27 protein-coding genes, 1 pseudogene and 1 other annotated feature are annotated in these 24,732 nt (G+C 59.3%); of the genes and pseudogenes, 11 read left to right on the top strand and 17 right to left on the bottom strand.

What is annotated here, in order from left to right:
* Positions 1 to 38: 38 nt before the first annotated feature.
* Both HT585_RS23920 and arsK read left to right on the top strand, forming a co-directional pair.
* On the top strand, positions 39 to 380 hold the full coding sequence (locus tag HT585_RS23920) for an ArsR/SmtB family transcription factor (protein WP_176355290.1): 342 nt from the start codon (positions 39 to 41) through the stop codon (positions 378 to 380).
* 20 nt (positions 381 to 400) lie between these two features.
* Positions 401 to 1,603 (top strand): arsenite efflux MFS transporter ArsK, encoded by a 1,203-nt coding sequence (gene arsK, locus HT585_RS23915; RefSeq protein ID WP_176355289.1) that lies wholly within the window; start codon positions 401 to 403, stop codon positions 1,601 to 1,603.
* Here arsK and arsH read toward each other — a convergent pair whose 3' ends face one another.
* The 8 genes from arsH to HT585_RS23875 form a co-directional block, all read right to left on the bottom strand.
* Positions 1,604 to 2,332: an arsenical resistance protein ArsH gene (gene arsH, locus HT585_RS23910; protein ID WP_343214076.1), complete on the bottom strand. Its 729-nt coding sequence runs from the start codon at positions 2,330 to 2,332 to the stop codon at positions 1,604 to 1,606.
* Positions 2,307 to 2,729 (bottom strand): arsenate reductase (glutaredoxin), encoded by a 423-nt coding sequence (arsC, locus tag HT585_RS23905; RefSeq protein WP_176355287.1) that lies wholly within the window; start codon positions 2,727 to 2,729, stop codon positions 2,307 to 2,309. The genes arsH and arsC overlap by 26 nt, the downstream gene beginning before the upstream one ends.
* 2 nt (positions 2,730 to 2,731) lie before the next feature.
* On the bottom strand, positions 2,732 to 3,790 hold the full coding sequence (gene arsB / locus HT585_RS23900) for an ACR3 family arsenite efflux transporter (RefSeq protein WP_176355286.1): 1,059 nt from the start codon (positions 3,788 to 3,790) through the stop codon (positions 2,732 to 2,734).
* Positions 3,790 to 4,317, bottom strand: a complete 528-nt coding sequence (locus HT585_RS23895; protein WP_176355285.1) for an arsenate reductase ArsC — start codon at positions 4,315 to 4,317, stop codon at positions 3,790 to 3,792. Before HT585_RS23895 ends, arsB begins: the two co-directional genes overlap by 1 nt.
* Before the next feature lie 467 nt (positions 4,318 to 4,784).
* Positions 4,785 to 5,138 carry an ArsR/SmtB family transcription factor gene (locus HT585_RS23890; protein ID WP_176355284.1) on the bottom strand — a complete coding sequence of 118 codons (354 nt, stop codon included), beginning with the start codon at positions 5,136 to 5,138 and terminating at the stop codon, positions 4,785 to 4,787.
* Positions 5,139 to 5,509: 371 nt separating this feature from the next.
* The gene (locus tag HT585_RS23885) at positions 5,510 to 6,148 is read right to left on the bottom strand and encodes a tetratricopeptide repeat protein (protein ID WP_176355283.1); all 639 of its coding nucleotides are present in this window, start codon (positions 6,146 to 6,148) and stop codon (positions 5,510 to 5,512) included.
* A 486-nt stretch (positions 6,149 to 6,634) separates the two neighbouring features.
* A complete protein-coding gene (locus HT585_RS23880) occupies positions 6,635 to 7,402 on the bottom strand; it encodes an alpha/beta fold hydrolase (protein ID WP_176355282.1) in 768 nt (255 codons plus the stop codon).
* A 72-nt stretch (positions 7,403 to 7,474) separates the two neighbouring features.
* Positions 7,475 to 8,296, bottom strand: a complete 822-nt coding sequence (locus HT585_RS23875) for an alpha/beta fold hydrolase (RefSeq protein ID WP_176355281.1) — start codon at positions 8,294 to 8,296, stop codon at positions 7,475 to 7,477.
* A gap of 133 nt (positions 8,297 to 8,429) precedes the next feature.
* On the opposite strand from HT585_RS23875, the gene HT585_RS23870 reads away from it, so the two are divergent.
* Entirely contained in the window at positions 8,430 to 8,879 is a 450-nt protein-coding gene (locus HT585_RS23870; protein WP_176355280.1) for a MarR family winged helix-turn-helix transcriptional regulator, read from the top strand.
* Positions 8,880 to 8,964: 85 nt separating this feature from the next.
* Here the strand turns inward: HT585_RS23870 and HT585_RS23865 are convergent, their stop codons facing one another.
* The gene (locus HT585_RS23865) at positions 8,965 to 9,366 is read right to left on the bottom strand and encodes a cupin domain-containing protein (RefSeq protein ID WP_176355279.1); all 402 of its coding nucleotides are present in this window, start codon (positions 9,364 to 9,366) and stop codon (positions 8,965 to 8,967) included.
* A gap of 654 nt (positions 9,367 to 10,020) precedes the next feature.
* Positions 10,021 to 11,418, bottom strand: a complete 1,398-nt coding sequence (eglC, locus tag HT585_RS23860; RefSeq protein ID WP_176355278.1) for an endo-1,3-1,4-beta-glycanase EglC — start codon at positions 11,416 to 11,418, stop codon at positions 10,021 to 10,023.
* A gap of 154 nt (positions 11,419 to 11,572) precedes the next feature.
* On the opposite strand from eglC, the gene HT585_RS23855 reads away from it, so the two are divergent.
* Positions 11,573 to 11,776 carry a cold-shock protein gene (locus HT585_RS23855; protein WP_176355443.1) on the top strand — a complete coding sequence of 68 codons (204 nt, stop codon included), beginning with the start codon at positions 11,573 to 11,575 and terminating at the stop codon, positions 11,774 to 11,776.
* Between the two features lie 570 nt (positions 11,777 to 12,346).
* Here HT585_RS23855 and HT585_RS23845 read toward each other — a convergent pair.
* Both HT585_RS23845 and HT585_RS23840 read right to left on the bottom strand, forming a co-directional pair.
* Entirely contained in the window at positions 12,347 to 13,018 is a 672-nt protein-coding gene (locus tag HT585_RS23845) for a DUF938 domain-containing protein (protein ID WP_176355277.1), read from the bottom strand.
* A 63-nt stretch (positions 13,019 to 13,081) separates the two neighbouring features.
* Entirely contained in the window at positions 13,082 to 13,978 is an 897-nt protein-coding gene (locus HT585_RS23840; RefSeq protein ID WP_176355276.1) for a LysR family transcriptional regulator, read from the bottom strand.
* A gap of 137 nt (positions 13,979 to 14,115) precedes the next feature.
* On the opposite strand from HT585_RS23840, the gene HT585_RS23835 reads away from it, so the two are divergent.
* The 3 genes from HT585_RS23835 to HT585_RS23825 all read left to right on the top strand — a co-directional run bounded on the left by HT585_RS23835 (position 14,116) and on the right by HT585_RS23825 (position 18,263).
* Positions 14,116 to 15,087, top strand: a complete 972-nt coding sequence (locus HT585_RS23835) for an MBL fold metallo-hydrolase (protein ID WP_176355275.1) — start codon at positions 14,116 to 14,118, stop codon at positions 15,085 to 15,087.
* Between the two features lie 35 nt (positions 15,088 to 15,122).
* Positions 15,123 to 15,695 carry a pyridoxamine 5'-phosphate oxidase family protein gene (locus tag HT585_RS23830; protein ID WP_176355274.1) on the top strand — a complete coding sequence of 191 codons (573 nt, stop codon included), beginning with the start codon at positions 15,123 to 15,125 and terminating at the stop codon, positions 15,693 to 15,695.
* A 975-nt stretch (positions 15,696 to 16,670) separates the two neighbouring features.
* Positions 16,671 to 16,726 (top strand) — a sequence feature (sul1 is cis-regulatory element that is thought to sense ions involved in sulfur or methionine metabolism; They are found in Alphaproteobacteria).
* A 70-nt stretch (positions 16,727 to 16,796) separates the two neighbouring features.
* Entirely contained in the window at positions 16,797 to 18,263 is a 1,467-nt protein-coding gene (locus HT585_RS23825) for a SulP family inorganic anion transporter (RefSeq protein WP_176355273.1), read from the top strand.
* Positions 18,264 to 18,377: 114 nt separating this feature from the next.
* Here the strand turns inward: HT585_RS23825 and HT585_RS23820 are convergent, their stop codons facing one another.
* Entirely contained in the window at positions 18,378 to 18,704 is a 327-nt protein-coding gene (locus HT585_RS23820) for a GYD domain-containing protein (protein WP_176355272.1), read from the bottom strand.
* 347 nt (positions 18,705 to 19,051) lie between these two features.
* On the opposite strand from HT585_RS23820, the gene HT585_RS23815 reads away from it, so the two are divergent.
* Positions 19,052 to 19,636: a TetR/AcrR family transcriptional regulator gene (locus HT585_RS23815; RefSeq protein ID WP_176355271.1), complete on the top strand. Its 585-nt coding sequence runs from the start codon at positions 19,052 to 19,054 to the stop codon at positions 19,634 to 19,636.
* Positions 19,608 to 20,693, top strand: a complete 1,086-nt coding sequence (locus HT585_RS23810) for an NAD-dependent epimerase/dehydratase family protein (RefSeq protein WP_246707882.1) — start codon at positions 19,608 to 19,610, stop codon at positions 20,691 to 20,693. Before HT585_RS23815 ends, HT585_RS23810 begins: the two co-directional genes overlap by 29 nt.
* Here HT585_RS23810 and HT585_RS23805 read toward each other — a convergent pair.
* On the bottom strand, positions 20,681 to 21,076 hold the full coding sequence (locus tag HT585_RS23805; RefSeq protein ID WP_176355270.1) for a MerR family transcriptional regulator: 396 nt from the start codon (positions 21,074 to 21,076) through the stop codon (positions 20,681 to 20,683). The genes HT585_RS23810 and HT585_RS23805 overlap by 13 nt on opposite strands.
* Positions 21,077 to 21,200: 124 nt before the next feature.
* On the opposite strand from HT585_RS23805, the gene HT585_RS23800 reads away from it, so the two are divergent.
* Both HT585_RS23800 and HT585_RS32125 read left to right on the top strand, forming a co-directional pair.
* Positions 21,201 to 21,884 carry an aldo/keto reductase gene (locus HT585_RS23800; RefSeq protein ID WP_343214071.1) on the top strand — a complete coding sequence of 228 codons (684 nt, stop codon included), beginning with the start codon at positions 21,201 to 21,203 and terminating at the stop codon, positions 21,882 to 21,884.
* Position 21,885: 1 nt separating this feature from the next.
* The gene (locus HT585_RS32125) at positions 21,886 to 22,128 is read left to right on the top strand and encodes an aldo/keto reductase (RefSeq protein WP_281410701.1); all 243 of its coding nucleotides are present in this window, start codon (positions 21,886 to 21,888) and stop codon (positions 22,126 to 22,128) included.
* A 333-nt stretch (positions 22,129 to 22,461) separates the two neighbouring features.
* On the opposite strand, the gene HT585_RS23795 is transcribed toward HT585_RS32125, so the two are convergent.
* The 3 genes and pseudogenes from HT585_RS23795 to HT585_RS31820 form a co-directional block, all read right to left on the bottom strand.
* Entirely contained in the window at positions 22,462 to 22,947 is a 486-nt protein-coding gene (locus HT585_RS23795; RefSeq protein ID WP_176355269.1) for a BA14K family protein, read from the bottom strand.
* Between the two features lie 147 nt (positions 22,948 to 23,094).
* Positions 23,095 to 23,340, bottom strand: a complete 246-nt coding sequence (locus tag HT585_RS23790; RefSeq protein WP_246707880.1) for a DUF1194 domain-containing protein — start codon at positions 23,338 to 23,340, stop codon at positions 23,095 to 23,097.
* 885 nt (positions 23,341 to 24,225) lie between these two features.
* Positions 24,226 to 24,540, bottom strand: a pseudogene (locus HT585_RS31820) (cupin domain-containing protein); the annotation flags it as partial.
* Positions 24,541 to 24,732 lie beyond the last annotated feature (192 nt).

Below are 24,732 nucleotides of genomic sequence, written 5' to 3'. Positions count from 1 at the left end.
GTTATCCTACATTTCAATGATTCAAGGATTATTGAAATATGGATGATCGTCAAGCCCTCACTTCCTTCGCCGCGCTTTCACAGGAGACCCGGCTCTTCATCGTGAGGACCCTGGTCATCGCCGGCCCTGAAGGTCTGGCCGCCGGCGCGATTGCGGAACGTATGGGCATTTCACCATCGAACGTGTCGTTCCACCTCAAGGAACTCGAGCGCTCTGGTCTCATTTCCCAGCGCCGCGAGTCGCGCTCGATCGTCTACAGCGCAAGTTACGATACGCTGGCTGACCTGGTGACGTTTCTGATGGAAGACTGCTGCGCAGGGCATCCCGGCATCCGCGGCTCGGTCGAGCGATCAACGGGTTGTTGCCCGCGCGAAGCATAGGTGGCCTGAGGAATACATCATTGCATAAGATCAAGGTTCCAGCGGGCATCGTCTCCGCTCTGGGTGTCACGCAGATCATCGGCTACGGCACTCTCTATTATTCCTTCAGCATTCTTTCCCCCGGAATGGCCAAGGACTTGGGCATCAGCCTGGAGCGGGTCTTCGCGGTCTTCTCGGTATCGCTGTTTATCGGCGGCCTGTCTGCACCGTTCATCGGCATGCACATGGACAGGATCGGTGCGGCGAGCGTGATGACGCTGGGATCGGGCCTTGCGGCGTTCACTTTGGCACTGTGTGCGTGGTCGCCGTCCGTAGTCCTCTTCGCCCTTGCGGTCGTCCTGTTGGAGGTGTCCTCCGGGATGGTCCAGTATCAGGCGGCATTCGCGACACTGGTTCAAAGCGAACCGCGGACTGCGTCACGCAGCATCACCTATCTCACGCTCATCGGCGGATTTGCCTCCACCATCTTCTGGCCGATCGCCGCGACGCTGACCGGATACCTGTCCTGGCGCGAAATCTATCTGGTGTTCGCCGCCTTGAACCTTCTCGTCTGCATGCCGCTACACTACTGGATCATGCGTGCCGGAAAGGCCGGTTCCAAGTTGGGCGAGACAAGGCCCCGCGAGGTCGTCATTGGTGCTCTTGAGCCGCAGGCGCGCCGCCGCGGCATGCTGCTGGTCTCCTTTGCATTCTCTCTTTCGGGCTTCACTCTCGCCGCGATCCTTGCCCATATGGTGCCGATGCTCGGTGCGATCGGACTTGGCAGTGCGGCCGTCGTGATTGGTTCGCTGTTCGGGCCGGCACAGGTCATGAGTCGCCTGATCAATATGGTCTTCGGAAAGAGTCTGTCCCCGCCCGCGCTGGCGATTGTCTCCGCGGCGCTCATGGTCCTGGGAATTCTGATCCTCGGGCTTTCGGGCGATTGGTTGCCAGGGGCTGTGGCTTTCGCCGTGTGTCTTGGCCTTGGCTCCGGGATCAACAGTATCGCTCAGGGGAGCCTGCCGCTCTATCTCTTTGGGTCCGCTGGCTACGGCGCAATCACGGGCAAGATGGCAGCGGCAAGGCTGGCGGTTGGTGCCGCCGCCCCATTCCTGTTCGCCACGACAATGGAAAATCTCGGCATCGCCATGGCTCTGCTCGTCAATGCTCTGCTTGGTACGCTCGGTGTCGCTGCGTTTATCGCAGTGGCTGCATCTACGCGAATCCCTGCAAGGCCTGAGTAACTAGATCGATTTGAGGTGGACGCGCATTTCGAGTTCGTCCGCGTGCTCCTTCCGCTCGCTGTAGCGGTCTGTCAGGTGAGCCGAGGCGTCCCGTGTCAGCAGCGTGAACTTCACCAGTTCCTCGCAGACGTCCACGACGCGGTCGTAGTAGGAAGACAGTTTCATCCTGCCGTCAGCGTCGAACTCCTGATAGGCCTTGGCGACGGACGACTGGTTGGGGATCGTGATCATCCGCATCCAGCGGCCGAGCACGCGCATCTGGTTCAGAGCGTTGAAAGACTGGCTGCCACCGGAGACTTCCATGATCGCCAGCGTCTTGCCTTGCGTCGGCCGGATCGATCCGAGTGACAGCGGAATCCAGTCGATCTGGGCCTTCATGATGCCCGTCATCGCCCCGTGGCGCTCGGGGCTGACCCACACCTGGCCTTCCGACCATTGCGACAACTCGCGCAGCTCCTGCACTTTCGGATGGCTGGCCGGAGCCTCGTCGGGAAGCGGCAATCCTCTCGGCTCGAACATTCGCACCTCGCTCCCCAAACGCTCGAGAAGACGTCTGGCTTCGTGCGCGAGCAACCGGCTGTAAGACACCTCCCGAAGCGAGCCGTATAGGATCAGGATGCGTGGCTTGTGCGTCGAAAAGGCTGGACGCAACGCCTCGAGGTCAGTCTGACGAAGATGCTGCTCCTGCAAGGCCGGGAAGGTCTCAGACAATGCGCTTCCCCTCCGGATCGAGGACCTGCTCGCCGTCTTCCTTGAAGAAGGCTCCCTTGAAGTCATTCGGAAGAATGTCGAGTACGACCTCGGAGGGGCGTGCGAGCCTCGTCCCGAGCGGCGTGACGACGAACGGGCGGTTGATGAGGATCGGGTCCTTCAGCATGGCGTCGAGCAACTGGTCGTCGGTCAACTTCGGGTCGTCGAGTCCCAACTCCACGTAAGGCGTCCCCTTCTCGCGGATCGCCTGGCGAACGGTCAACCCGGCGCCGGAGATCATCCTCGCGAGTTCCTCGCGGGTCGGCGGGGACTTGAGATACTCGATGATGGTCGGTTCGATCCGGGCTGCGCGGATCATCTCCAGTGTGTTGCGGGACGTGCCACAGGCCGGGTTGTGATAGATGGTGACGTCCATTGTCATGTCCTTTCGGTAATGGTGTTGCGGGAGACGGCGGGTGCCGCCTCGTACCAGCCCTTGCTGCGGTTTACGGCCCAGACGACCGTGAGCATCACGGGGACCTCAATGAGCACGCCGACGACGGTCGCCAGCGCAGCACCGGACTGGAAGCCGAACAGGCTGATGGCGGCCGCGACCGCGAGTTCGAAAAAGTTGCTGGCCCCGATGAGTGCCGAAGGTCCGGCGACGCAATGGCGCTCGCCCGACATCCGGTTCAGCAGGTAGGCCAGCCCCGCGTTGAAATAGACCTGGATCAAGATGGGGACGGCCAGCAGCGCGATGATCGTCGGCTGCGAGATAATCTGCTCGCCCTGGAAGCCGAACAGGAGGATGAGCGTCGCGAGCAGTGCCACAAGCGAAAGCGGCTGCAGTTTCGCGAGCATGGCGTCCAAGGCATTCGTCGTGCCATCGGCGGTCAGCCGCACTCTCAAGACTTGGGCGATGATGACGGGGACAACGATATAAAGGACGACCGACAGAACCAGCGTGTCCCAGGGTACAGTGATGGCCGACAGTCCGAGCAGCAGCCCTACGATCGGTGCGAAGGCGACGACCATGATCGCATCATTGAGCGCGACCTGGGAGAGCGTGAACAGCGGTTCGCCGCGCGTCAGGTTGCTCCAGACGAACACCATCGCGGTACAGGGTGCAGCCGCGAGGATGATCAGGCCTGCGATATAGGAGTCGATCTGATTGGCCGGCAGATACGGGCGGAACAGCCAGCCAACGAACAGCCATCCGAGCAGAGCCATGGAGAACGGCTTGATGGCCCAGTTGATGAACAAGGTCACGCCGATGCCACGCCAGTATGTGCTCACCTGCGCCAGCGAGCGGAAGTCGATCTTGATGAGCATCGGGATGATCATCAGCCAGATCAGGATGGCGACGGGCATGTTCACCTTCGCGACCTCTGCCGCGCCGATGACCCGGAACACGCCGGGCATCAGATGGCCGAAGGCGACGCCGACGACGATGCAGAGGAACACCCAGATGGTCAGATAGCGTTCAAACGTAGACATCAGGCCGTCTTTCCCTGAGTTCCCGTCGAGCCTTCCATCGCGCCGATTTGGCGGAGCTTCGTTTCAAGCGCCAGGCGGTCGATCGATGCCAGCGGAAGACTGACGAAGGCCATGATCCGGTTCTTCAGGAAACGGGCAGCCGTCGCAAAGGCGCGTTGGATTTCGACCTCGGAGCCGACAACGGCCGCTGGGTCTTCTACACCCCAATGGGCTGTCATGGGATGACCGACCCATACCGGGCAGGCCTCGCCGTGCGCGCTATCACAGACGGTGAAGATGAAATCCATCTCGGGTGCACCCGGTTCGGCAAAGAGGTCCCAACTCTTCGACGAAAAGCCAGTCGCGGGATAGCCGAGCGCGTCCAATTCCTTCAGCGCGTGCGGATTGACTTCGCCCTTCGGCTGGCTGCCCGCGGAGAAGGCCCGGAAGCGCCCACCTCCCTCCTTGCTGAGGATGGATTCGGCGAGGATAGAGCGAGCGGAATTACCCGTGCACAAGAAAAGCACGTTGTAGGTTTTGTTGGTCATCGTTGTTTTCCGTGGTTAGTTCGGACGTCTTTTGAGTTTCATGATCGTGGCCCATGCCAGGCAGATGCCGGAAAACTGACAGGTTGCGAGAACGGCGGGCGGCAAACCGGCACGATCAACCACAGCGAAGCCGAGCTTTCAAAGAACGGAGCGGGGGTCGTCGTAGCGAGGAAAACTGGCACACGCCGTCGAAAACTGGCGCACGCCGTCGATGATTTTCAACGTGTCCATGGTCAGCGATCTACCGAACGACTTACCGCGATGCTCGGTCAAGATGACTATCGACCTGAGAAGCATGTCATCGCCGCACGCTCGATGCCAGCATAGCCCACCGTGCCACAATCGGAGGAAACTGCCCTGAAAAACGTGCGCCCAACATCTTCGAGGTCTTCGGTTGGAGGACCGGAAGCCGCCAGCGCCAGTTTCAGTTCCGGAGCTTCCCGGGACTGGCTTCAACCTAATTTTGCTCATGACAGCTTCACCTCGCGAGCACAGCAAGGTGTGAGCTCGGCGACCAGCGGCGCACAGAGTTCGGCCGATCCGCCGCAGCAGTCTTTCAGCAGAAAGAGCGTAAGGTCTCGCAGTCCCTGGAGATCCGCCCGATAAATGATCGAACGGCTGTGCCGCTCGCTTGTGACGAGCCCCGCCCGCGATAGCGTCGCCAGGTGCGCCGACATGGTGTTCTGCGGAACATCAAGAAGGCGGGCCAGTTCGCCGGCTGCCACGCCATCGGGTTCGTGTCGTACGAGAAGCCGAAACGTCTCGAGCCTCGTGGTCTGGGCGAGTGCGGCGAGAGCCGCGATTGCGTTTGTGGTATCCATATATCCAGCTTATTGGATACATGGAGATTGTCAAGAGGCCGCCGTTTGTTGTCAATCTCGTTGTTCGATATCTTGGGGTCAAGACAAGAGCAGTTCAAATCCTGCGCTAAGACCGAACGGAGCGTGAACCTTCGTCTCATACGCGCATGACCGTCTGCCGATTTGTCGCGAGTCTCGTGCGTGCTGACCTCCGAATTCATCAAGCAATGGAATGAAGGCAAGGACAGTTTTGTCAGCGATCCGCGAAATCAACGTGGCGCACCGCCCAAGTGCGATCATCTCTCGCACCAGTCCTGTTGTGATCGGCCGGTCGACTACCCGTTTCGCAGCAAACGTTCGAGCTCGTTCGGGAACTTGATGGACAGGTCTATTTACCGCGCCTTGGCGTATGCCTGCGTATTGGCCGGCTCGAGGCTAAGCAACTTTGCCGTGACTTCAGTTGCCAGGTCATAGTCGCCGACGCGCAACGCCGGAATCCCCCGGCCGGCAAGAGCCGTACGCTGGGAGCCGTCGGCGTCCAGGACCCGCCGATACCATTCGACGGCGGTCGCGTCGTCGCCCCGCGCCGACGCCTGGCCGGCCATCTCGAACAGCAGGTTGATACTGCCCGGCAGATGCGAGAGGCGTTCTCGAGATAGCTTGCAGCGCCTTGCCCGCCGCCCAACGCCCCGGCGGTATTCCGCTAATGCGCGTTCGAGGGTGGTCTTTTCTTCCGCGCTCGTTGCGATTGCCGACGTGTCGTCCGCGAGAAGCTCCTGGGTTACGGTCCGACGCACTGCCCTCACTGGATCGGTCAGCAGCGGCTTCAACAGCGCGACGCGAAGCGGCGAGGCAAGGTTTCGGGTAGGCGAAGCAGCAGCCGGGCGCACCAGCAGGGCACGGACCCTTTCGACAACGTTCTGATCGGCGAAATCGCGCAGGAGATCGACCGCGCTGGCGCATACAATGTCGGGCCGATCGAGATCGAGCGCATAGTCGGCAAGCGCCTCGAGCTCTGCCTTAGCGCCCACCCCATCGGCGACATAGAGACCCGCTTCCAGAAGGGCCAGGCGTAAAGGTCGCGGAAAATCGAGCCGACGGGCGAACTGTCCGCCGAAAAGGCCTCGCAGCGGGCGTGAATGGGACCTTAGACCGCGAGCCCATCATGGAGAAAGCCGAACCTGTACAAGTAATTTTCGTACAAGCGTTCCAGGAGGAAGCCGGCACCGCCATCCTCCGATATCACTGGTAGAAAAAAGCGGATGCTCGGAACCCCGCAATCCCACTGCAATAGGCTATGGTAAGGGCGTGCCAATGGGCGGCGCGCCGGAAAGGCAAAGCGCGTTTCTCGTAGCAGCCCTTAAAGACCCTGATAAGTCGTCAACGGATCTTTATCTTCGAACCCAACTACCTGTGCTTGCGCAACTCTGAGCGCAGATATTAAATCCATCCTGGCACCTCCTCAAGAAGGATGACCGGTCGCATGGAGCGTCCGGTCTTCTGCGTATTGTCACAGATTATCGTGCCGCTTCCTCGATGAGATCGGCAACCGCCTGTGGCTGGGAGACCATGACCACGTGGGAGGCGCCTTCCACCACGACCGTGCGCTTTGAGCCTGCTCGCTCAGCCATGAAGCCAAGCGCCTCGGCGGGGATGTTCTTGTCGCCATCACCATAGATGAAGTAGGAAGGCAGCACCTTCCAGGCCGGCTTGCCGGACTTTTCCGTCAGTGCCGCCTCGGTGATCGGCCTCTGGCCGGCTGCCATGAGCGCAGCTTCGCCAGCGCCGACGTCATGCGCAAACTGATCGTGGAACTTCGCATGATCGATGGACAGATCGGTACCGCCATCGGCGAGCTTAACGGGGGCCGCAAGTGCCTGTCCGAGCGTGCCACCTGGAAACTTTCCGGCAAGATCGGCCGCCGCCTCGCCTTCATCCGGGGCAAATGCAGCCACATAAACCAACGACTTGACGTTACCCCTGCCGTTTGCGGCGGTGGTTATTACCTGTCCGCCATAGGAATGGCCGACGAGAACGACAGGCCCGTCGATGCTTGCGACGACATCCGAGACATAGGCAGCGTCGGATGAGACACTGCGCAACGGATTGGCGGCGGCAATGACACGATAGCCATCCTTCTGCAGGATCCCGGTGACACCGCTCCAGCTGGAGGAGTCGGCAAAGGCGCCATGAACGAGAACAACGGTGGGCTTGGCAGGTTGGGCAACCGCGTTACCCGACAGAAGAGCGCCAGTAACGGCAAGGATTGCAACAAACTTAGACATGATAGTTCCTCTTCTTCAGTGTGAGGGTGATGTTGGATGACTATGTCGCTTGGCAGGTGAAGCTTTGGATGTTCAGCTGCGGATGAAGGCAAGCACGTCGGCGTTGAAACGATCAGCCTCGGTCTCTGCCAGCCCGTGCGAGCCGCCTGGATAGATCTTCAGCGTTGCGTCGGCCACCAGTTCAGCTGCGCGGTGGGCAGAAGCGTTGATCGGCACGATCTGGTCATCATCGCCGTGGATTATCAGCGTCGGCCGATCGATGCTCTTCAGATCCTGCGTATAATCCACTTCCGAGAATTCGCGGATGCAATCATACTGACCCTTGATACCGCCCTGCAGGCCTATGCGGCGGAAGTTCTCCCGCAAACCGTCATTGGTGGCGACGCCATCCCGGTTGAAGCCGTAAAAGGGAACCGTCAGATCGAAGAAGAACTGCGAGCGGTTCTTCGCTGTGTTCTCTCGGATGCTGTCAAAAACCTCCATCGACGTGCCGTTCGGGTTGTCGGCAGTCTTGAGCATCAGCGGCGGAACTGCGCCCACCAGAACCACTTTGGCGACACGAGCCGTGCCATGGCGGCCGATATAATGCGAGACTTCCCCGCCGCCGGTGGAATGACCAACTAGGAGCACGTCGGACAGGTCGAGCGCATTGATCAGTTCGGCAAGATCGTCGGCATACTGGTCCATGTGATTGCCGTTGAATGTCTGATCCGAGCGACCGTGGCTGCGACGGTCATGGGCGATGCCCCTGAAGCCGTTCTGGCTGAAGAACAGCATCTGCTGGTCCCAGGCGTCCGAAGACAGCGGCCAGCCATGCGCGAACAGGATCGGCTGCCCTGTTCCCCAGTCCTTGTAAAACAAGCGCGTCCCATCAGTGGTGATGAAAGTCGACATGGCATTCTCCTGTGCGGCTGCTTTATTTGTGTGCGATTAATTTGTGTACGATCTATATGACCGCTCCGATCCCACCTGTCAATCGCTTGCAAATGGATTGTGTGCGATTTAATTGAGAGAAAAGGAGATCTTTATGACCGACACCCCATCTGACACCGACAATGCCGTGCCTGATGTCTCAGTCATGCTGTGCTTTTCGCTGTACTCCGCAGCCCACGCATTCACGCAGCTCTACCGGCCATTGCTCGATAAACTCGGACTCACCTATCCGCAGTACCTGGTCATGGTGACCCTGTGGAAACGCGATGGCCAGAATGTAAAAGAACTGGGCAGAACCCTGTTTCTGGATTCCAGCACACTCACCCCGCTCCTGAAGCGCTTGGATGCGGGGGGCCTCATCACCAGGACCCGCAATCCCAAAGACGAACGCGAGGTCATTATCCGTCTGACCGAAAAAGGCCACGCCCTCAAAACCCACGCCGCTGATGTCATGCGCTGTATCGAGGAAGCCGTCGGTATGGACGCTGAGGCCATTCAAGCAATCAAGGCCTCAGTCGACACCATCCGGGACAAGATCAAGTAGAATCAGAATGGATCGCGCCATGATCGGGATCAACAGACCTATCCCTACGAAGTTCGTGGGCGAACCTCACGTATCGGCACGCCTTTCACTTCTCTTGAACCACAAGCGGCACGTCCCTCTTTACAACGTAGGTGGCCAACTCAGAGGCATCACCGTCTCCCACGTTTTTCGCAATGTGCGCGGTTCCTGCCGGTATGAAGAGTGACTGGCCCGTTTTGAGAGTGACAGGTGAGCGGCCCTCGAGCTGATATTCGATTGAGCCCTCTAAAACAAATGCGACTTCTTCGCCGGGATGCGAGTGCTTGATGGAAATCGCGCCTGGGGCGAAATCAACCCGCGCTTGAACGATTTTGAGCCCAGGGGCACTGATGTCATTGTGAACAAGATCGGTGCGCTGAAGTTGACTGTTCTGCTGCGCCTGTGCCGACAGTACGAAAGCCGTGCCTGTGATCAGGCCTGCAGCTACGATGGATTTTAGAACATTCATGACGGTATCCTTGGATTTGCCAAATAGCGGGCTCCTGCCCGCGTCGACGGTCAATCTCCGTCGACCCACCCATCTAAACGGCTCCGTGTATTGAGGATGCGTCCGCAGGAGCCGCATTTTGTAAGCATGTGTAGCAAGCCGTAATGGGAACGGAGATTTCTCAATCCGGATCCCTGAAAATGCCGACCATCGCAGTGCGCTAAAGCATTGGCAATGTCGGCCGAGCCCCGGACGACGATCGCGATCGAGCCGGCCAAGGCGGCGGACCTGTTGAGGCGGAAGATTTGTACGACACCAAGGCCCACAAACTGCTCGACGCCTTGCGATAGACCGGTCTCCGCGAAACGTCACTTCCGCGGCCAGTCCGGTCCGATTATAAAGCTTGACAGAACCACCGATTGTCGATGCACTTCCAAGCGCCAGTGGACTTGTCCTTTCAACCGCCAGTAGATTGCGCGCGTGGCGATCGAGAAGAAGCGGGAGAACCCGTTGTTTTCGATTGGACGGATGAAGCCAAGTAAACACGCGGCGTCTCACAATGATCAAGCTTCACACCAGGCACATGGCGGGCGACGAGCCGAAAGAGGCGCGTCCCGCGCACAATGTCCGTTAGGGACCGACAACCCTGCCGATCCCCGTGCGGGCTTCTTGCGCCTAGACGGACCAATCAGCATCCAGCGAATATGCCTCGATGTAGTCTATCTTCATCTCGCTACCATCGACGAAGTCGTCATCCGGCGTGCCGGCCATCCCACCGACGGCTAGATTGACAAGCATGTACATCGGCTCGTGCATATCCGCGGGCGTGTCGGTGCGTGCGATCTCGGTGTCGTCGAAATACCAGATGATCTCGTCTTCCGTCCACAGTACACCGTATTCGTGGAACCCATCCGTATCGGCCACCTGCACCGCGTCGCGGCTCAATGTGTGAGACCCGTTTTCATTGGAATGGGCTGTGGCGATGACGGTATTTGTGTCCTGTCCGCGCATCTCTACAACGTCGAGTTCCGGCGGCCAGGAGCCGTCCGCGGGCAGCAGCCAGAACGCCGGCCAGGCACCTTGATCGTCCGGCAAGTCGGCCCGCATTTCAAAGTAGCCATAGGTCTGGGCAAACGAAGAATAGGTGGTCAGCATACCAGACGTGTATTCATAGCCATTGATCTCGCTCTGGATCGCATCCGTGGCGCGCTCGGCAGTGATCGTGAGCACGCCATCTTCGACCGAAAACGGGTTGGCTGAAGCGGTCGGCTGGTATGTCGGATTGACGTACCACTGCAGCTCGCCGTTTGCGGCGAGCGTTGCCCCGTTTTCCGGAGCCCACCAATACTTCGCATCCCAAACACCCCCGGCGCCGGTGGTGAGCTGAAGCGCGTCGAAATCGTCGGAAAAGGTCTGCGTCAAGCCGGACCGGTCCAGGCTCAACTGAAACTGGGTCTCCCGCAGTTCACCGGCTGTCGTATCGGCAAGGACGAGGCTTTCGTCGTTTCCGAGATCAAGGCGGAGATCCTCGCCTTCCTGGGCAACTTTGGCGAGCACCTGCTGGAACGAGGTGAAGCCGTAGCCTTCGAGGCGAATCGTGTCGTTGGAACTGAAATCAGCGACAAGGTCACTGCCGTTGCCACGTTCGAACACGAAGATGTCTGCACCACCCGAACCGACAAGAACGTCACTGCCTGCGCGTCCGTCGATGGTCTGGCTGCCCGATCCGCCGGTGATAATGTTATTGGCATCATTACCGAAGGCGTGTCGGTCGCTTCCGGTGACTGTCAAGTTTTCGAAGTTCTCCGGCAGGGTGTAGCTCATCCACGTATTGATCGTGTCGGTGCCTTCGCCGGGGTCCTCCTCGGCCCGATTCAACGATGAATAAAGGAAATAAATGTCATCATCGGCGCCGCCGATCATCGTCACATCGACGGAACTGTCACCCCAGAGGGAATCATTGCCGGGCGTGCCTTGGAGGATCGGTCCGGAACCGGTTGCGGAAAACCATGCCGTCGAATTTCCACTGTAGTAAAGGGGCTGCCCTAGGGCGTTTGTGGCCGTTTTGATCATCGGGAAGTGTCCTTCTTCGTCCGCGCCCCTGCCCGATGAACACCCCTAGCATTTCCGACTGTGCCCTGTCGCCCACACGATATTGGGGGCTCAGGCATCCGCCGCCGCCGTTACGACGATGCTGAACGGCGGCGGCCGGCATGTCGCGATGACTATGACAACCGGTACTGTTAAATTCTTCGACCAGGAAAAGGGTTTTGGTTTCATCACACCCGATAACGGTGGACAGGACGTTTTTGTCCATGTGTCGGCGCTTAATGGCGCGACTTTCCGGCGCGACGGCCAAATGGTCAGCTACGAGCTTGGCCAGGACCGCAAGACCGGAAAATCGAAGGCCGAAAACGTCCGGTCAGCCTGAACGTCGTATCATACACTTCGGGAGTTTGCTTCATCGCATTCCCTTACGTGCCCGGCCGCGCGAGCGGCCGGCCCTTGGGACACCTCATCGCAGGTTCTCAACCTCGTAAATAAGGGTTGGGCGGGCCTGACAAGTCCCGGCCACCCGCAGCGCTCTAGTGCCTGCGATGAATCGAAGTGGGAAGCGTCCGTGCCTGGTGATCCGGCGGAGTCGGCCCCGTTCCGCCAGCGGCTGAAAGCGGAAATAGTTTCCGCTTCGCGCGCTTCGAGCCACCGGCCGCCGTTGCTGAAGGTCGGGCTGCACGCACCCCGCCCTATCGATCGCGCGACATCGCAGAGTATGTCGTCCCATTGTTCAGGGGTCCACATGTACTCCCACAAGCGCCATGCAAAGGGACGTTCTGTTTCGAGGAGCCTTCCCTCGCGCCAGCCCCTAGTATTTCCGGTGCAGACCTGCACCTGCCGTAACAGCCTCGCCACTCCACCGCGCGGTCTTCGGAGCCACCTTGAGCGGCAACAAAGTGCGCGAATGCTGCTATTGGCCCACGTCTCTTTTGCGCCCGCTTGTCGTTCAGGCACTACCGCTGGAGAAGACCAGCAACATATTGTTGGCAGGCATCTCGATCGTCTCGCGGAGAATAAGTCCAGCGGCCCCACCCACATGTTCAAGATCAGCAATATCACGCACACCCCAGGATGGGTTGCGCTCCATTAGCGCCGCGTCGAAAGCAGCGTTCGAGGGGGCGGTGTGTGCCCCGTCGCGCTTGAATGGGCCGTAGAGAAGAAGAAGTCCACCAGCGTGAAGCGAACGGCCAGCTCCTGCGAACAATCCTAAGCTTGCCGCCCATGGCGCGATATGGATCATGTTGATAGACACGATGGCGTCGAAATGCCCCGGTTGTTCGAGGCCCCATTGTCCTGAGCACACATCAATATCCCGCGGTGCCAGCACATTCTTCAGCCCTGCGAACTTGATCCAGCTAGTCGTGCTGGTGCGGGCGTCGGCATCCGGATCGCTCGGCTGCCAAGTGAGGTGGGGCATTGCTCCCGCAATATACACGGCGTGTTCACCGGTCCCGCATCCAATCTCCAGCACAGCGCCACGTGTTGGAAGGACACGTTTTAGGACCGCGAGGATCGGCGCCGAATTTCGCGCAACGGAAGGTGAGAACATGCGCTGGTCGGCGCTTAGTTCGCGCTGTTCCAGCGCAACAGGCGAATCGTTCTTCTTCTCTGGTGGCATTGGCCTTGAACCCCCTTTGGGCAATGTCTCCATTGCGCGCCATTTCGGTCGTGAACCGGGACACTAGTAAGCCAGCTGCTCGCGTAGCCTTGGGACGATCCAGTCGAGGAAGCACCGCACCTTCAGCGGCAGGGGATCGGCTGGTCCATGGATAACGTTCACAGGTAGAGGTTCCGGTGCAAAGTCTGTCAGCAATTCGTGCAAAGCACTGGAGCGCAACTGATCGGAAATCTGGTAAGACAGCACGCGGATAATGCCGATACCGGCTATTGCAGCCTGAATGGCAGCCTCCGTCGTATTGACCGCAAATTTGGGGCGCGGTTCGATGGTAAAGGCCGCGCCGTCCCGGCGGTAGCGCCATTCCGGCGCGGTCGCAAAGCCCTGAAAGCTTATGCCGTCATGCTGGCTGAGGTCTTCCGGCTGACGCGGAACGCCTCGGCGGGCAAGATAGTCGGGGCTCGCGCAGATCACCCGTCGGACTGAGCCGACGCGCGTTGCGATAAGTGCGCTGTCCGCCAAGTGTCCGATCCGCAGGGCCACATCGACATGCTCATCTGCCAGACTTAGCTGCCGATCGGCGAGTGTCAGGCGCAGGTTGATATCGGGTTGCTGTTTCAGGAACTCCAGAGCTATTGGCAGCATATGGCGCTCACCGAAGGCAATCGGTGCGGTCACGTGCAGCCCTCCACGCAGCGCGCCATAGTCGCCGCTGGCCTGCCGCTCAGCCGCGTCCAGTTCCTCCAGAATACGACGTGACGCGGCGACGAAGCTGCGCCCCTCATCCGTCAAGGTGAGGCCGCGGCGGGTGCGCAAGACCAGGCGCACGCCAAGGTGCTTTTCAAGATCCGCGACCTTGCGGCTGACCGTGGCGAGCGGTGCATGCAATCGCCGCGATCCAGCCGAGAGGCTGCCGGCGTCCACCACCGCCAGCAGCACCGACATCGCTTCAAACCGATCCATCGTATCCTTTCAGAAATTGAGAGGAACGTTCCTGAAATGGCAGGATACCCTATTGGTTTCGGATATCCTAGCTTTTGTGTTGTTCCAGGGGACGCCGGCCGCCTCCCCGTATGGCCAATGATCAGGAGAAAGACGTCATGCCTCAGATTTCACGTCGTGCCTTTGCCAGCGCTCTTCCTCTCGGCCTCCTCGGTGGAGGACTGATCAGTGGCGCACCGGCCCTTGCCGCAGCGCAGAATACCGCCAAAGCGCCGGTCAGCATTACACCGCTGGCGCAGATCCGAATCGGTCGCTTCACGGTGACGGCGCTGACAGACGGGTATGCAGATATGCCCTTCGACTATTTTCCGGGGCGCACCCCGGCGGAGGTGGAGCAGGCGGCAGTCGCTCAGTTCACCGCCCGGCCGAGTGGGGTGCGGTTCCTCTTCAACCAGTATCTCATCGATGATGGCGAGCGCCGCATCCTGATCGATGCCGGTGCAGCGGGCTCGATCGGGCAGACCGGCAAACTGCCGCAGGCGCTCGGTGCGCTTGGCCTGCAGCTTGACCAGATCGACGCGGTGATCGTAACGCATATGCATCAGGACCACATGGGCGGTCTGATCGCCGGAGGCAGGAACAACTACCCCAAGGCGGAGCTCTACATCGATCGTCGTGACGTCACCCATTGGACCGACCCGGCCAAGCGCAGCGGCGCGCCCGATTATCTGCAGACCAGCTTTAAGATGGCGGAGGAGGTGGTGCGCCTCTACCCGAAACTCCAGGCGATTGACGGAGAACGCGAGATTGTGCGCGGCGTCTCAATTGTCGACCTGACCGGCCACACACCCGGCCATATCGGCGTGCGGGTCGAAGATGACGGCAAGAGCCTCATCATGGTCTCGGACATGATCTTTCCGGTCGTGCATCCGGGGGCGACCGACGTGTTCTTCCTGTTCGAGCAGGACCGTGCAGCGGCCAAGGCGATGCGCGACCGCTTTTTCCCTCGCGCCGCTTCGGAAGGCGCACTCATCGCCGCCACGCACATGCCCTTCCCAGGGCTCGGCCGTGTCGTCGCCGACCGTGGGCAGATGCGTTGGGAGGTGGCGGACTGGGCCTTGCAGGATTGAAGTTAGCTTCGGCGGTCTAGAAAGATAGGAATGGAATGAGCAGCAGATATCTCAGTATCGCCACGACGCCCTCCGTAGCGGCCGCACAGGAGCACTATGGCAGCGCACAGCAGTGGGCGCGGATCGGCGCGCGCGCTCACGCAGACGAAACTGCGCAGAGCCAGCGCCTCGGTCCGGCAGAAACGGCCTTCATCGGCGCGCGCGACGGTTTTTATCTTGCCAGCGTCTCAGAGACCGGCTGGCCCTACGTCCAGTACCGTGGTGGGCCTGCAGGATTTCTCACCACGGTTGACGCATCGATGCTGGGCTTTGCGGATTTTCGCGGTAACCGGCAATACATCACGACAGGCAATGTCAGCGCCAATGACCGCGTCTCACTGTTTCTGATGGACTACGCGCACCGGCGGCGCCTAAAAATCTACGGTCACATGCGAGTCATCGATGCAGAAGACGATTCGGTGCTGGCGAGAAAGCTGACAGCACCCGACTATCCCGCTCGGGTGGAGCGCCTCGTCCTCATCGCGGTGGAGGCGTTCGACTGGAACTGCCCGCAGCACATTACGCCGCGCTTCACTCTGGCTGAGCTGGAGCGTTGGCGATTGGAGTAACTAGATGTTGTTGTTCCTCGGTAAAGGTTTCCAGGCCCTTGACCACCCGGATGGTCATGACCACTCAAGGCAATAGAGACATGCCGGATTGGCGGCTTAAAAGCTGTAACGCACGAAAGTCACTGGTCCGCTTGCGGCTCAAACGCGACGTTAGAGTGTTCGATTAACAATATCCGCTGGTAGCGCTCTTTGCTCGTTCCGAGGGGCGAGGCAAACGGCAACGTTCCACCCGACAGAGACGACAGAAAGCCGGCGACATGCCCCCTGTCCGGGAAGTTGCTTCATATCCCTCGCCTTGAAATGAGCCCAACTATCGGTGCTTCTAGGACACCGTCCAGGTTGTGAACCAGTTCCCTTGGCAAATGAGCGTACCAGGCTTCGGCGGCGTCGCTGGAAGAGCCAGTTCGCGCTCGGTTTGACCGGCTAAAAGCCTCGTCTCGGAGGATCAGCATTAGCGACGGCCAACGGCCGGTATCCGGGAAGCCTAGGCCCGGCAAGCCGCTCCGTATGATTGAGGATCGCACCAAACGCAATCCGGTTCTTGGTCCCTCACCTTCCCGCCCTGACCAGCGGCCGCGCGATGTCGATGATGTCGCCCCTGACAGGAGTCGGAACATCCTTCGACCAAGCGACCCCGAGCCCGATCCTTAAGTCGACCCCGCTCACCTTCCCGACACTATCGTGCTGTCCTGTGAGAGATCAGCGTGAAGCAGAGGACCGAATTCAGTTAATGCTGGCTCCACATCTCGCCAGAGATCGGCATCAAGCATGAAGCCAGGGACCAGAAGCATCGCCATAGTCATAAACCTTGGTTCCTTGTGCCCATAAGGAGCCAAGATCAATGACCGGTGCAAGTAGAGATACCTGAGTCCCGAGAGCGGCAGATGAGGGCGAAGGACCACCTTCGCCAGTCGTGGCCAATGCAGTTTTCGATGTTGCAATGCAGAAAAAATGACGTCATAAAAAGTCACTCACCACGGACCCGGTGAAACTCCGGGTGGCTCTTCTGGCCGCCGATCCGCCAGACCACGCAAAACCTGCATGCCAATGTCAAAACCGCTCCATTGAGCGCGTTAGCCATGCTTTGCGAGAACTCACCAAATGCAATTTTCCTCCTTCCGTCGGGAATGGTCCGCGGCCCCTGTGCGCGAAATGCTTGCCGGAGCCGTGGCTACATTCGCACTGATCCCCGAGGTCATCGCCTTTTCCTTTGTCGCCGGTGTCGATCCGCAGGTGGGGCTGTTCGCCTCCTTCATCATCAGCATTGTCATCGCCTTCACCGGCGGGCGCCCTGCCATGATCTCGGCGGCAGCAGGATCGGTCGCGCTCGTTGCGGCACCCCTCGTCCACGCGCACGGGCTGCCTTATCTTTTGGCCGCCGGATTGCTGGCGGGTGTCCTCCAGATCGTTTTCGGCCTTCTGCGCCTGGGCGTTCTCATGCGCTTCGTTTCGAAATCGGTCCGCACGGGCTTCGTCAACGCACTTGCGATCCTGATCTTCGCAGCCCAGCTGCCGCACATCGTCGGCGGTGCCGTGCTTGCCTATGGCATGTTGGCAGCCGGGCTGGCGGTCATCTACTTTACGCCAAGGATCACGACGGCAATCCCCTCGCCATTGATCTGCATTCTCGTTCTCACCCTTGTGTCGGTTTCGTTCCAGCTCCCGGTGATGACCGTTGCCGATCTCGGCAAGTTGCCCGAGGCGCTGCCGATCTTCAGCTGGCCTGCCGTTCCCCTGTCGCTTGAAACACTGACGATTATCGCCGGCCCGGCGCTTGCGATCGCCATGGTCGGCCTGCTGGAATCGATGATGACAGCCACTGTCGTTGACGATCTCACGGGAACCCCCAGTTCTAAGAACAGGGAGTGCACCGGCCTCGGCATTGCCAATTCAGTGGCAAGCCTGTTCGGCGGGATCGCCGGCTGCGGCATGATCGGCCAGACTGTCAGCAACGTGAAGTACGGCGGGCGTGGTCGTCTCTCGACGCTGTTTGCAGGGGCCTTCCTCCTGATGCTGATGGTGTTGCTGAAGCCATGGGTATCTCAGGTTCCCGTCGCCGCCCTTGTTGCCATCATGGTGATGGTGTCGATCGATACTTTCGACTGGTCTTCATTAAAGAGTGTGGTTACCCATCCGAAGGTGTCGAGCGCCGTCATGATCGCGACCGTCTTCGTTACGGTTTTCACCTCGAACCTGGCACTCGGCGTGATAGTCGGCGTCCTTCTGAGCGGCGTTTTCTTCACATTCAAAGTCGCCCGTCTGTTGCAGGTCGAAATAGTCGCCGACACGACCGCTCGGCGTTTGACCCATCGCGTATCCGGCCAGGTGTTCTTCGCCTCGGCCGGCATTTTCGTCGAGGCTTTCGATATAGAAGAGGCAAGTGGCATGACTGTTACCATCGACGTGTCGCTGGCGCACTTCTGGGATATTACCGCGGTCGATGCCCTCGACAAGGTCGTTGACCGTTTCAAGGCGCATGGTATCGCGGTGGAAATCCTGGGTCTCAACGAGGCGAGTGCGACGTTGATCGAAAGCCTTAATGCTTCGACGAAGCTAAGGGAAGTCTGATCCAGATATCGATCGTTGCCAAGAGGCTGACCGCCGTCGCAAAGGACACATCATCAACGGAGCGCAACGGCCCCGCCGGGAAACAGAATGCTGGAGCAAGCAGTCGGTCGCCGCCTACCCTGCTGGCTGGCGGTACCCGATAGACTTGGCCTTTTGCAAGGCATCCATGGTGTCTTCAACGCTGATGAGAACAGTCGTCTCGATAGTGCGGACGGCGCCACCTGCACCGATCGCAAGCACGACAGCCGCCATTGATACGTTATCTGGGGCCTCCCACAGGTTCCACCCATCATGATCGCCAAACGCATACCAGAACCCATGGAGCTTGCCGCCAACGGATTCGATGTAACTACGCGCCGCCTCTCGGCGATCCTCAGGTTTCTCCATCATGCGGGCCCAGGTCTCGGACGTGTAGCTGAAGCGGGTAAGATACATGGCCATAGGTGCCTCCTCTTTCAGAGTGAAACAGTTAACGCCCATGTCAGGCCAAGCGCCAATCATTTCCCCTGCGGAGATCTATCAGCATGAATTGCATGACAGGAGATGACTAGGGGAACCCTTCGCTCTAAGAGCCCCAGTAACCAAGCCTCCACAATGCCCCTGCCTTTGACTTCGACTGCACCCCGCGGCTCGAAGATGAACTGGTCCTTCAACTGTCAGCATACAGAACGCGTTGGCTGTATGGCGTGAGAGACACTGCCCGTTTCCGACAGACCATCCGATCCCGGCGTGTTGACAACGGTTTGGGATTTTTATAACCATCTGGTTGGAAATAATGGAGCTATCGGATGGGGCGAAAGCGTGTCATCGACCAACAGGGCATCCTCGACGCGGCTGAACGTGTCGTCGGACGAGATGGAGCGGCGAACCTGACGCTGGACGCCGTCGCCAAAGAGGCGGCGGTGAACAAGGCAAGCGTCCTCTATGACCACAAGACCAAGCAGGCGCTGATCGAGGCCATCGTCGACCGCGCCTTCGAGCGTGATAATGCTCACCACTCCCGCATCGAAGCACAAATCGGGGATGAAACGGATCGCGTGATCCGTGGGCGCATCATTGCCGCGTCAGAGCCTCCGGCCAAGGAGTTTCGGGCGGTTGCGTTGAACCTCACGGCAGCGCTCACCCTGGATGCCGGACTGCGTGAAAAGATGCAGGGCAACCAGGCAGCAACGGTCGATCGTATCCTTGATACCTCGCCATCTCAACGTGGTGCTCTTCTCGCCTATCTAGCGCTGGAGGGGCTCAAGTTCCTCGAATACCTCGATTTCCATCACTTTCCGCGAGAGGAACGACAACGGCTCCTGCGCGAAATCAACTGGCTCGTGGCGGCCGATCCGCGGGAGCTTGATCTCCCGGAGACGTCGTCGGGCTGACCTTCAAGTACATCAGGTGAATGACATGACTGACAGAAGCATCGCCGCAGCCGCCGCGGCCACGGATAACCACGTCCCATATCGTCGGATATTCCTCACGGGAGGCAGCGGCTACGTCGGGCGCAACCTGATCCGGCACTTCGTCGGGCGCGGAATCGAAGTCGTTGCCCTCGTTCGCAGCGAGAGGTCGGAACACGTTGTCGGACTGCTGGGTGCGCACCCGTATCGTGGTGATATCCTTGTCGGGGACCTCACTGCGGCAATGTCGGGATGCGATGGCTTTATCCATGCCGCCGCCGATACAGATCATGGCCCTGCCACGAACAGGCAGCGGCAGGTAAACGAATACGGGACGCGGGCTGTCATGGAGGCAGCCCGTGCGGCAGGCATCAGAAAGGTCGTTCACCTCAGTACGGAGTCGGTTCTCGCGACCGGAAAGCCGCTGGTCAACGTGGACGAGACCATGCCCATGCCGCACAAATTTGCTGGAGGTTATTCACGCAGCAAGGCGGCGGCGGAACGTATCGCTCTCGAAAGCGACGCGCCGGAGTTCTCCGTCGTCGTGTTGCGGCCACGGTTCGTCTGGGGTCGGGACGACACGACTGCCCTTCCTGCTCTGATCGAAGCAGTGCGATCCGGCAAATTCGCTTGGATCGGCGGCGGCACTTATCTGACCTCGACCACCCATATCGCCAATCTGTGCGTCGCCGTGGAACGGGCGCTCGAGCGTGGACGCGGCGGGGAGGCCTACTTCATCTCCGATGGAATGCCAGTTCCGTTCAGGACGTTCGTCTCATCGCTTTTGGAGACGCAGAGGCTCATCCCGACGGGAAAATCTGTTCCCCGAAGTGTCGTCGGAACTATCGCAGCCATCGGTGATCTGATCGCGCTCGTCTCCGCAGGCAGGATCACCATGCCGCTGACGTGGCAATCCTATGCGACATCCGCGGTCGAGATTTCGCTGGATATCGGCAAAGCCCGCCGGGAACTGGCTTATTCGCCGGTGATTTCAAGGGAGCAGGGATTGGAAGAGCTTCGCTCGGGTCAGCACTGGTAGTCTTCAAGGCGAGGTGCTTCATTGGGCTTGCCCGCCTTGATCCACTCCACCTTGCCTTGAAGGAAGGACAGGGCTGCATTCAGGGCGGCCCTGCGTTCCTCCAGCCTTTCGATTTGTGACTGCAGGACTTCGATCGTCCGTTCCGACGAGTTTTCACCGGCTCGGTACTCTTCGTTCAGCGCAAGTATTTCCCCGAGTGAATAGCCAAGCGTCTGCTGCAATCGGATCATGCGAGCTGCGGTCACGTCCTCGGGCTTGAATATCTGATACGGATTGGAGCCGCCTTTGGCGCTGCGATCGGGCTTTAGGAGGCCCTTTGCGATGTAGAAGCGGATCGTGTCGATCGGTAGTTCCGCAGCTTTTGCAAATTCGGAAATCAGCATCTTCAAGCCTTGACCATGGACTATACTCCGCACTTATAGGTGTTGCTTGTCGAAATGTGGAGACCCAATCATCACAAGCGAAATCACATCGATGCCTCAGGTCCAACTCGGTCGGGATGGTCCCGTGGTTGGAGCCCAGGGCCTTGGCTGCATGGGCATAAGTGAGTTCTATGGAGCAACAGACGGGGGTGAATCCAAAGCGACACTGGAACAGGCGCTGGAACTCGGTATCACGATGTTCGATACCGCCGACATGTACGGCGTGGGCGGCAACGAAGAGTTCCTTGCCCCCTTCATTGCCGCCAATCGGGACCGGATCGTCATCGCAACGAAGTTTGGCTATACGCGCACCCCGGAAACCCCGGACGACTGGCGCATCGACAATCGGCCGGAATTCATAAGGGCTGCCATGGATCGCTCGCTCAAGCGTCTCGGCGTCGACGTCATCGACCTCTATTACATGCATCGCCGGACAGCCACCGTCCCTTTGGGAGAGTCCGTCGGTGCGATGGCCGAGCTTGTCCGGACCGGGAAGGTGAAGTGGCTCGGCCTGTCCGCCGTCACTGCAGCCGAGCTACGCGAAGCTCAGGAGATTCATCCCATTGCCGCCCTGCAGTCAGAGTGGTCGATCTTCTCCCGCGATATCGAGGCGGAAGTGGCACCGACGGCCGCCGAACTCGGCGTGACGATCGTGCCTTACTCACCCCTGGGTCGTGGCATGCTGACCGGGGCGGCGTTCACGAGTTTGATCACCGAGGGTGATGCCCGGCTGAACTTTCCCCGGTTCTCCGCAGAGAACCGGGTTTAACATGGCACTGGTCGCGAAGATCGAGGATATCGGAGCGGCGCGCGGCATATCGACCGCCCAGGTCGCCCTCGCCTGGCTTTATGCCCAGGGCCGCAAACTCGATGTCAAAACGATACCCATTCCCGGCACACGCAGACGGAGCCGTCTCCAGGAAAAGGCCGTGGCCGCTTCATTGCTTCTGACGGCGCAAGAGATGGAGGAACTGGAACCGCTTGCTTCTGCAGTCCGAGGGATTGCCGTCTAATTCGTCTCGAAGGGACTCTTCCCGGAAGGACAAAGGCCGGCGCGAACCATCTATCAGGCCGCCAAATTGCCTTTCGGGGGCCGTATCAAGGTGCAGGCAGCTGCAGCGCGTTGACCTCAACACGAATCCTTGGTCGCACGTGGAGCGATCACTAATTTTGCGCTGGCCACAGCTTCATTCCTTGCTTTTTCTGGCGGACCGCGATGCGGATTAGTTTTCGCCCGCTCAGCCGGAAATTCCCGACCTCGGTTGCACGCAACGTGTCCTGAGTTCGGTACAAATGTGTCGGAGAACATCTCGTATATATTCTCCGAAGCGGGCAGGCGCTGTCGCTCAATAATATGGCGACACGCATTCCTGGCGCGGCCCATAATAGGGCTGGAAAGTGTTGTCGTAGGCTCTGTACGAACGATAGCGGTCATAGCACCATTCGACATGCGCTGACGGCGCGTTGGAATAGACCCTGCGGGGCGGCTGCGCGATCGCGCCACCGATAACCACTCCTGCTCCGAATGCCGCCAGAGGATACCACCACCCGTCGCTGTGCCGACGGTACCCGTCGCGACGGTAGCGATAGCCCTCGTAGCCGTTGTAATTGCCGTATCGTGGACCAGCATTGTAACGGTTGCCGCCGTAACGGTAGCCGTTATAGCCGCTTTTATGGGGCGGTCCGCCGTAATGACCTGGCTTGTGGTGGATCAACTCGACAGGCTGGGAAGCCGACTGTCCGGCCAAAACGGGGGACATGGGCACGGCCTGCGCCGAGAACCCTGAGAGGGCCGTAGCCGCGGCCACGATTACTGCGCCTATTCTTTTCATAAGGTTACCGCCTATCAAAACAAGTGCCTGTAAACGGCAATCGAGCCGCAAAGGAGCAAATGTGCTCGGCACCCTGCGCCACTACCGCACAATCGAATCCGCCAATTAATTAGTTCGCTTCAGAGATCCCGCCATAGGACCTCAGTCCTACCGCGGCCCGCCAAAGGTCTTAATGTGCTCGGCGAACGGTTCACCTCGTCGCCAGTCGAGCGGAACGGTCGAAGTTGTGGGCCTGATGGGTATCACCAATCCGTTGATTACGATTCCGCGCGCCAGGGCATCATTGCGGGCGTGTGCGATCGGCAATCCCGTGTTGTTGTGCCCGTCGCCGGAAAGGTCGGGAATGCGGCGCACCCCGAAAATAGCGTTGGACCCGATCAGTTTCGCACCCAAGAGGGTTGCGCTCGGCCTCCGATGGGACGGCCGTCGGATCGCTACACACTTTGCCGAGCAAACTGCATTCAAACTACCGATTGACGCTTAGGCTAAGACACGGATAGAACGAACCACCGAATTTGCTCGCTAGCTTTGGTTATTGCGCGATTGGCGTCGCGCTCTGAACTGACCTTCCTTTCAAAATCGCTACAAAACCCCACGCCTCATGCGGGGTCTCTCAATATTGCTGTTGAAGAGTCCGTCATGCTCACCGGAGCCGCAGCACGCGGATGACCGCAGGTAGTTCATCGCCACCATCTAGTGGTCATTTGCCGCCTCCATCACAGGATAAATTGAAGGTAGACAATGAAGAGCTTGGACGAAAATTTTCTGATTGTTCTGGGTGCCTTTCACAGCGTCCGATATGGAGTATCGCCATCCGTGTCACGGGGTTCCGCTGAAAATCATTCTAAAAAACATGGGCTTGCGGGAAAAGAATACAGCCAGAGCCTCGAAGCGGCCATTGCCGCTGGACTTATAGGTCTCTCGTCGGACTCATATCTCTCAATTAGGGCAGCGGGACGAACGATGCTAGGCAAACGCTAGCGAAAACATACTGTGCGGCGAGGAGGAAACCGCCTGGGCGGTCCCAGAGCTCAGTCCAGATCGCCAGCCGCTGGCGGGCGAGCACTAGGCCCACCCCCTCCAGCCACTTGCCATCACGGCCCTTAATCACTTCGCGACGTGACGCTCCGCCGGCCTGAAAAATCCGCGCGCAGGAACGAGAGTGGATGGACGCTCAGCGTCAGCCCTATTTGCTTTGCGCGTCTCGACACGGGCGCCTGTTCTCAATTGATGGCTGTCTCGTCAGGACGCTCGTGCTTTCTACTCAGCGTCAACGGCTCATTCGACGGGTTCGATGAGAGGGGCGCCTTTGCTGACGATGTAAGTCGCCAGCTCGGAGGCTTTACCTTCACCAACGTTCCTGGCGAGGTGTGCCACTCCCGAAGGAACGAACAGCGACTGGCCAGCCTGCAGGATGACAGGCGCCTGCCCCTCGAGCTGGTATTACAGCGCACCTTCCAGGACAAATGCGACTTCTACGCCTGGATGCTTGTGGTTGATCGAGGCCGCACCTGGATTAAAGTCGACCCTCGTTTGGGCGATCTCCTTCCCAGCAACTGTGATATTTTGTTGCAGAAGGTCGATGCGTTGGACTTCCTACTGCGCCTGGGCCGCCTGTAGCGACAGAATGCCCATTGCCAGAATAGTTGTGGTGAGAGTGTGGGGCTTCATTTGTCTATCTTTTTGAGGAGTGCTGGTAGCCATAGAGATCAGTGACCTTAGGGTTCTTGCCCGTCGATCCAGGCGGCGAAAGGATGCGTGTCCGACCGCCCTTCGACATCCATC

This window comes from Ensifer oleiphilus (genome assembly GCF_013371465.1).
GTDB classification, from domain to species: domain Bacteria; phylum Pseudomonadota; class Alphaproteobacteria; order Rhizobiales; family Rhizobiaceae; genus Ensifer; species Ensifer oleiphilus.
The sequence above is the reverse complement of the archived record's forward strand: the minus strand, read 5'-3'. Positions and strand labels throughout refer to the sequence as shown.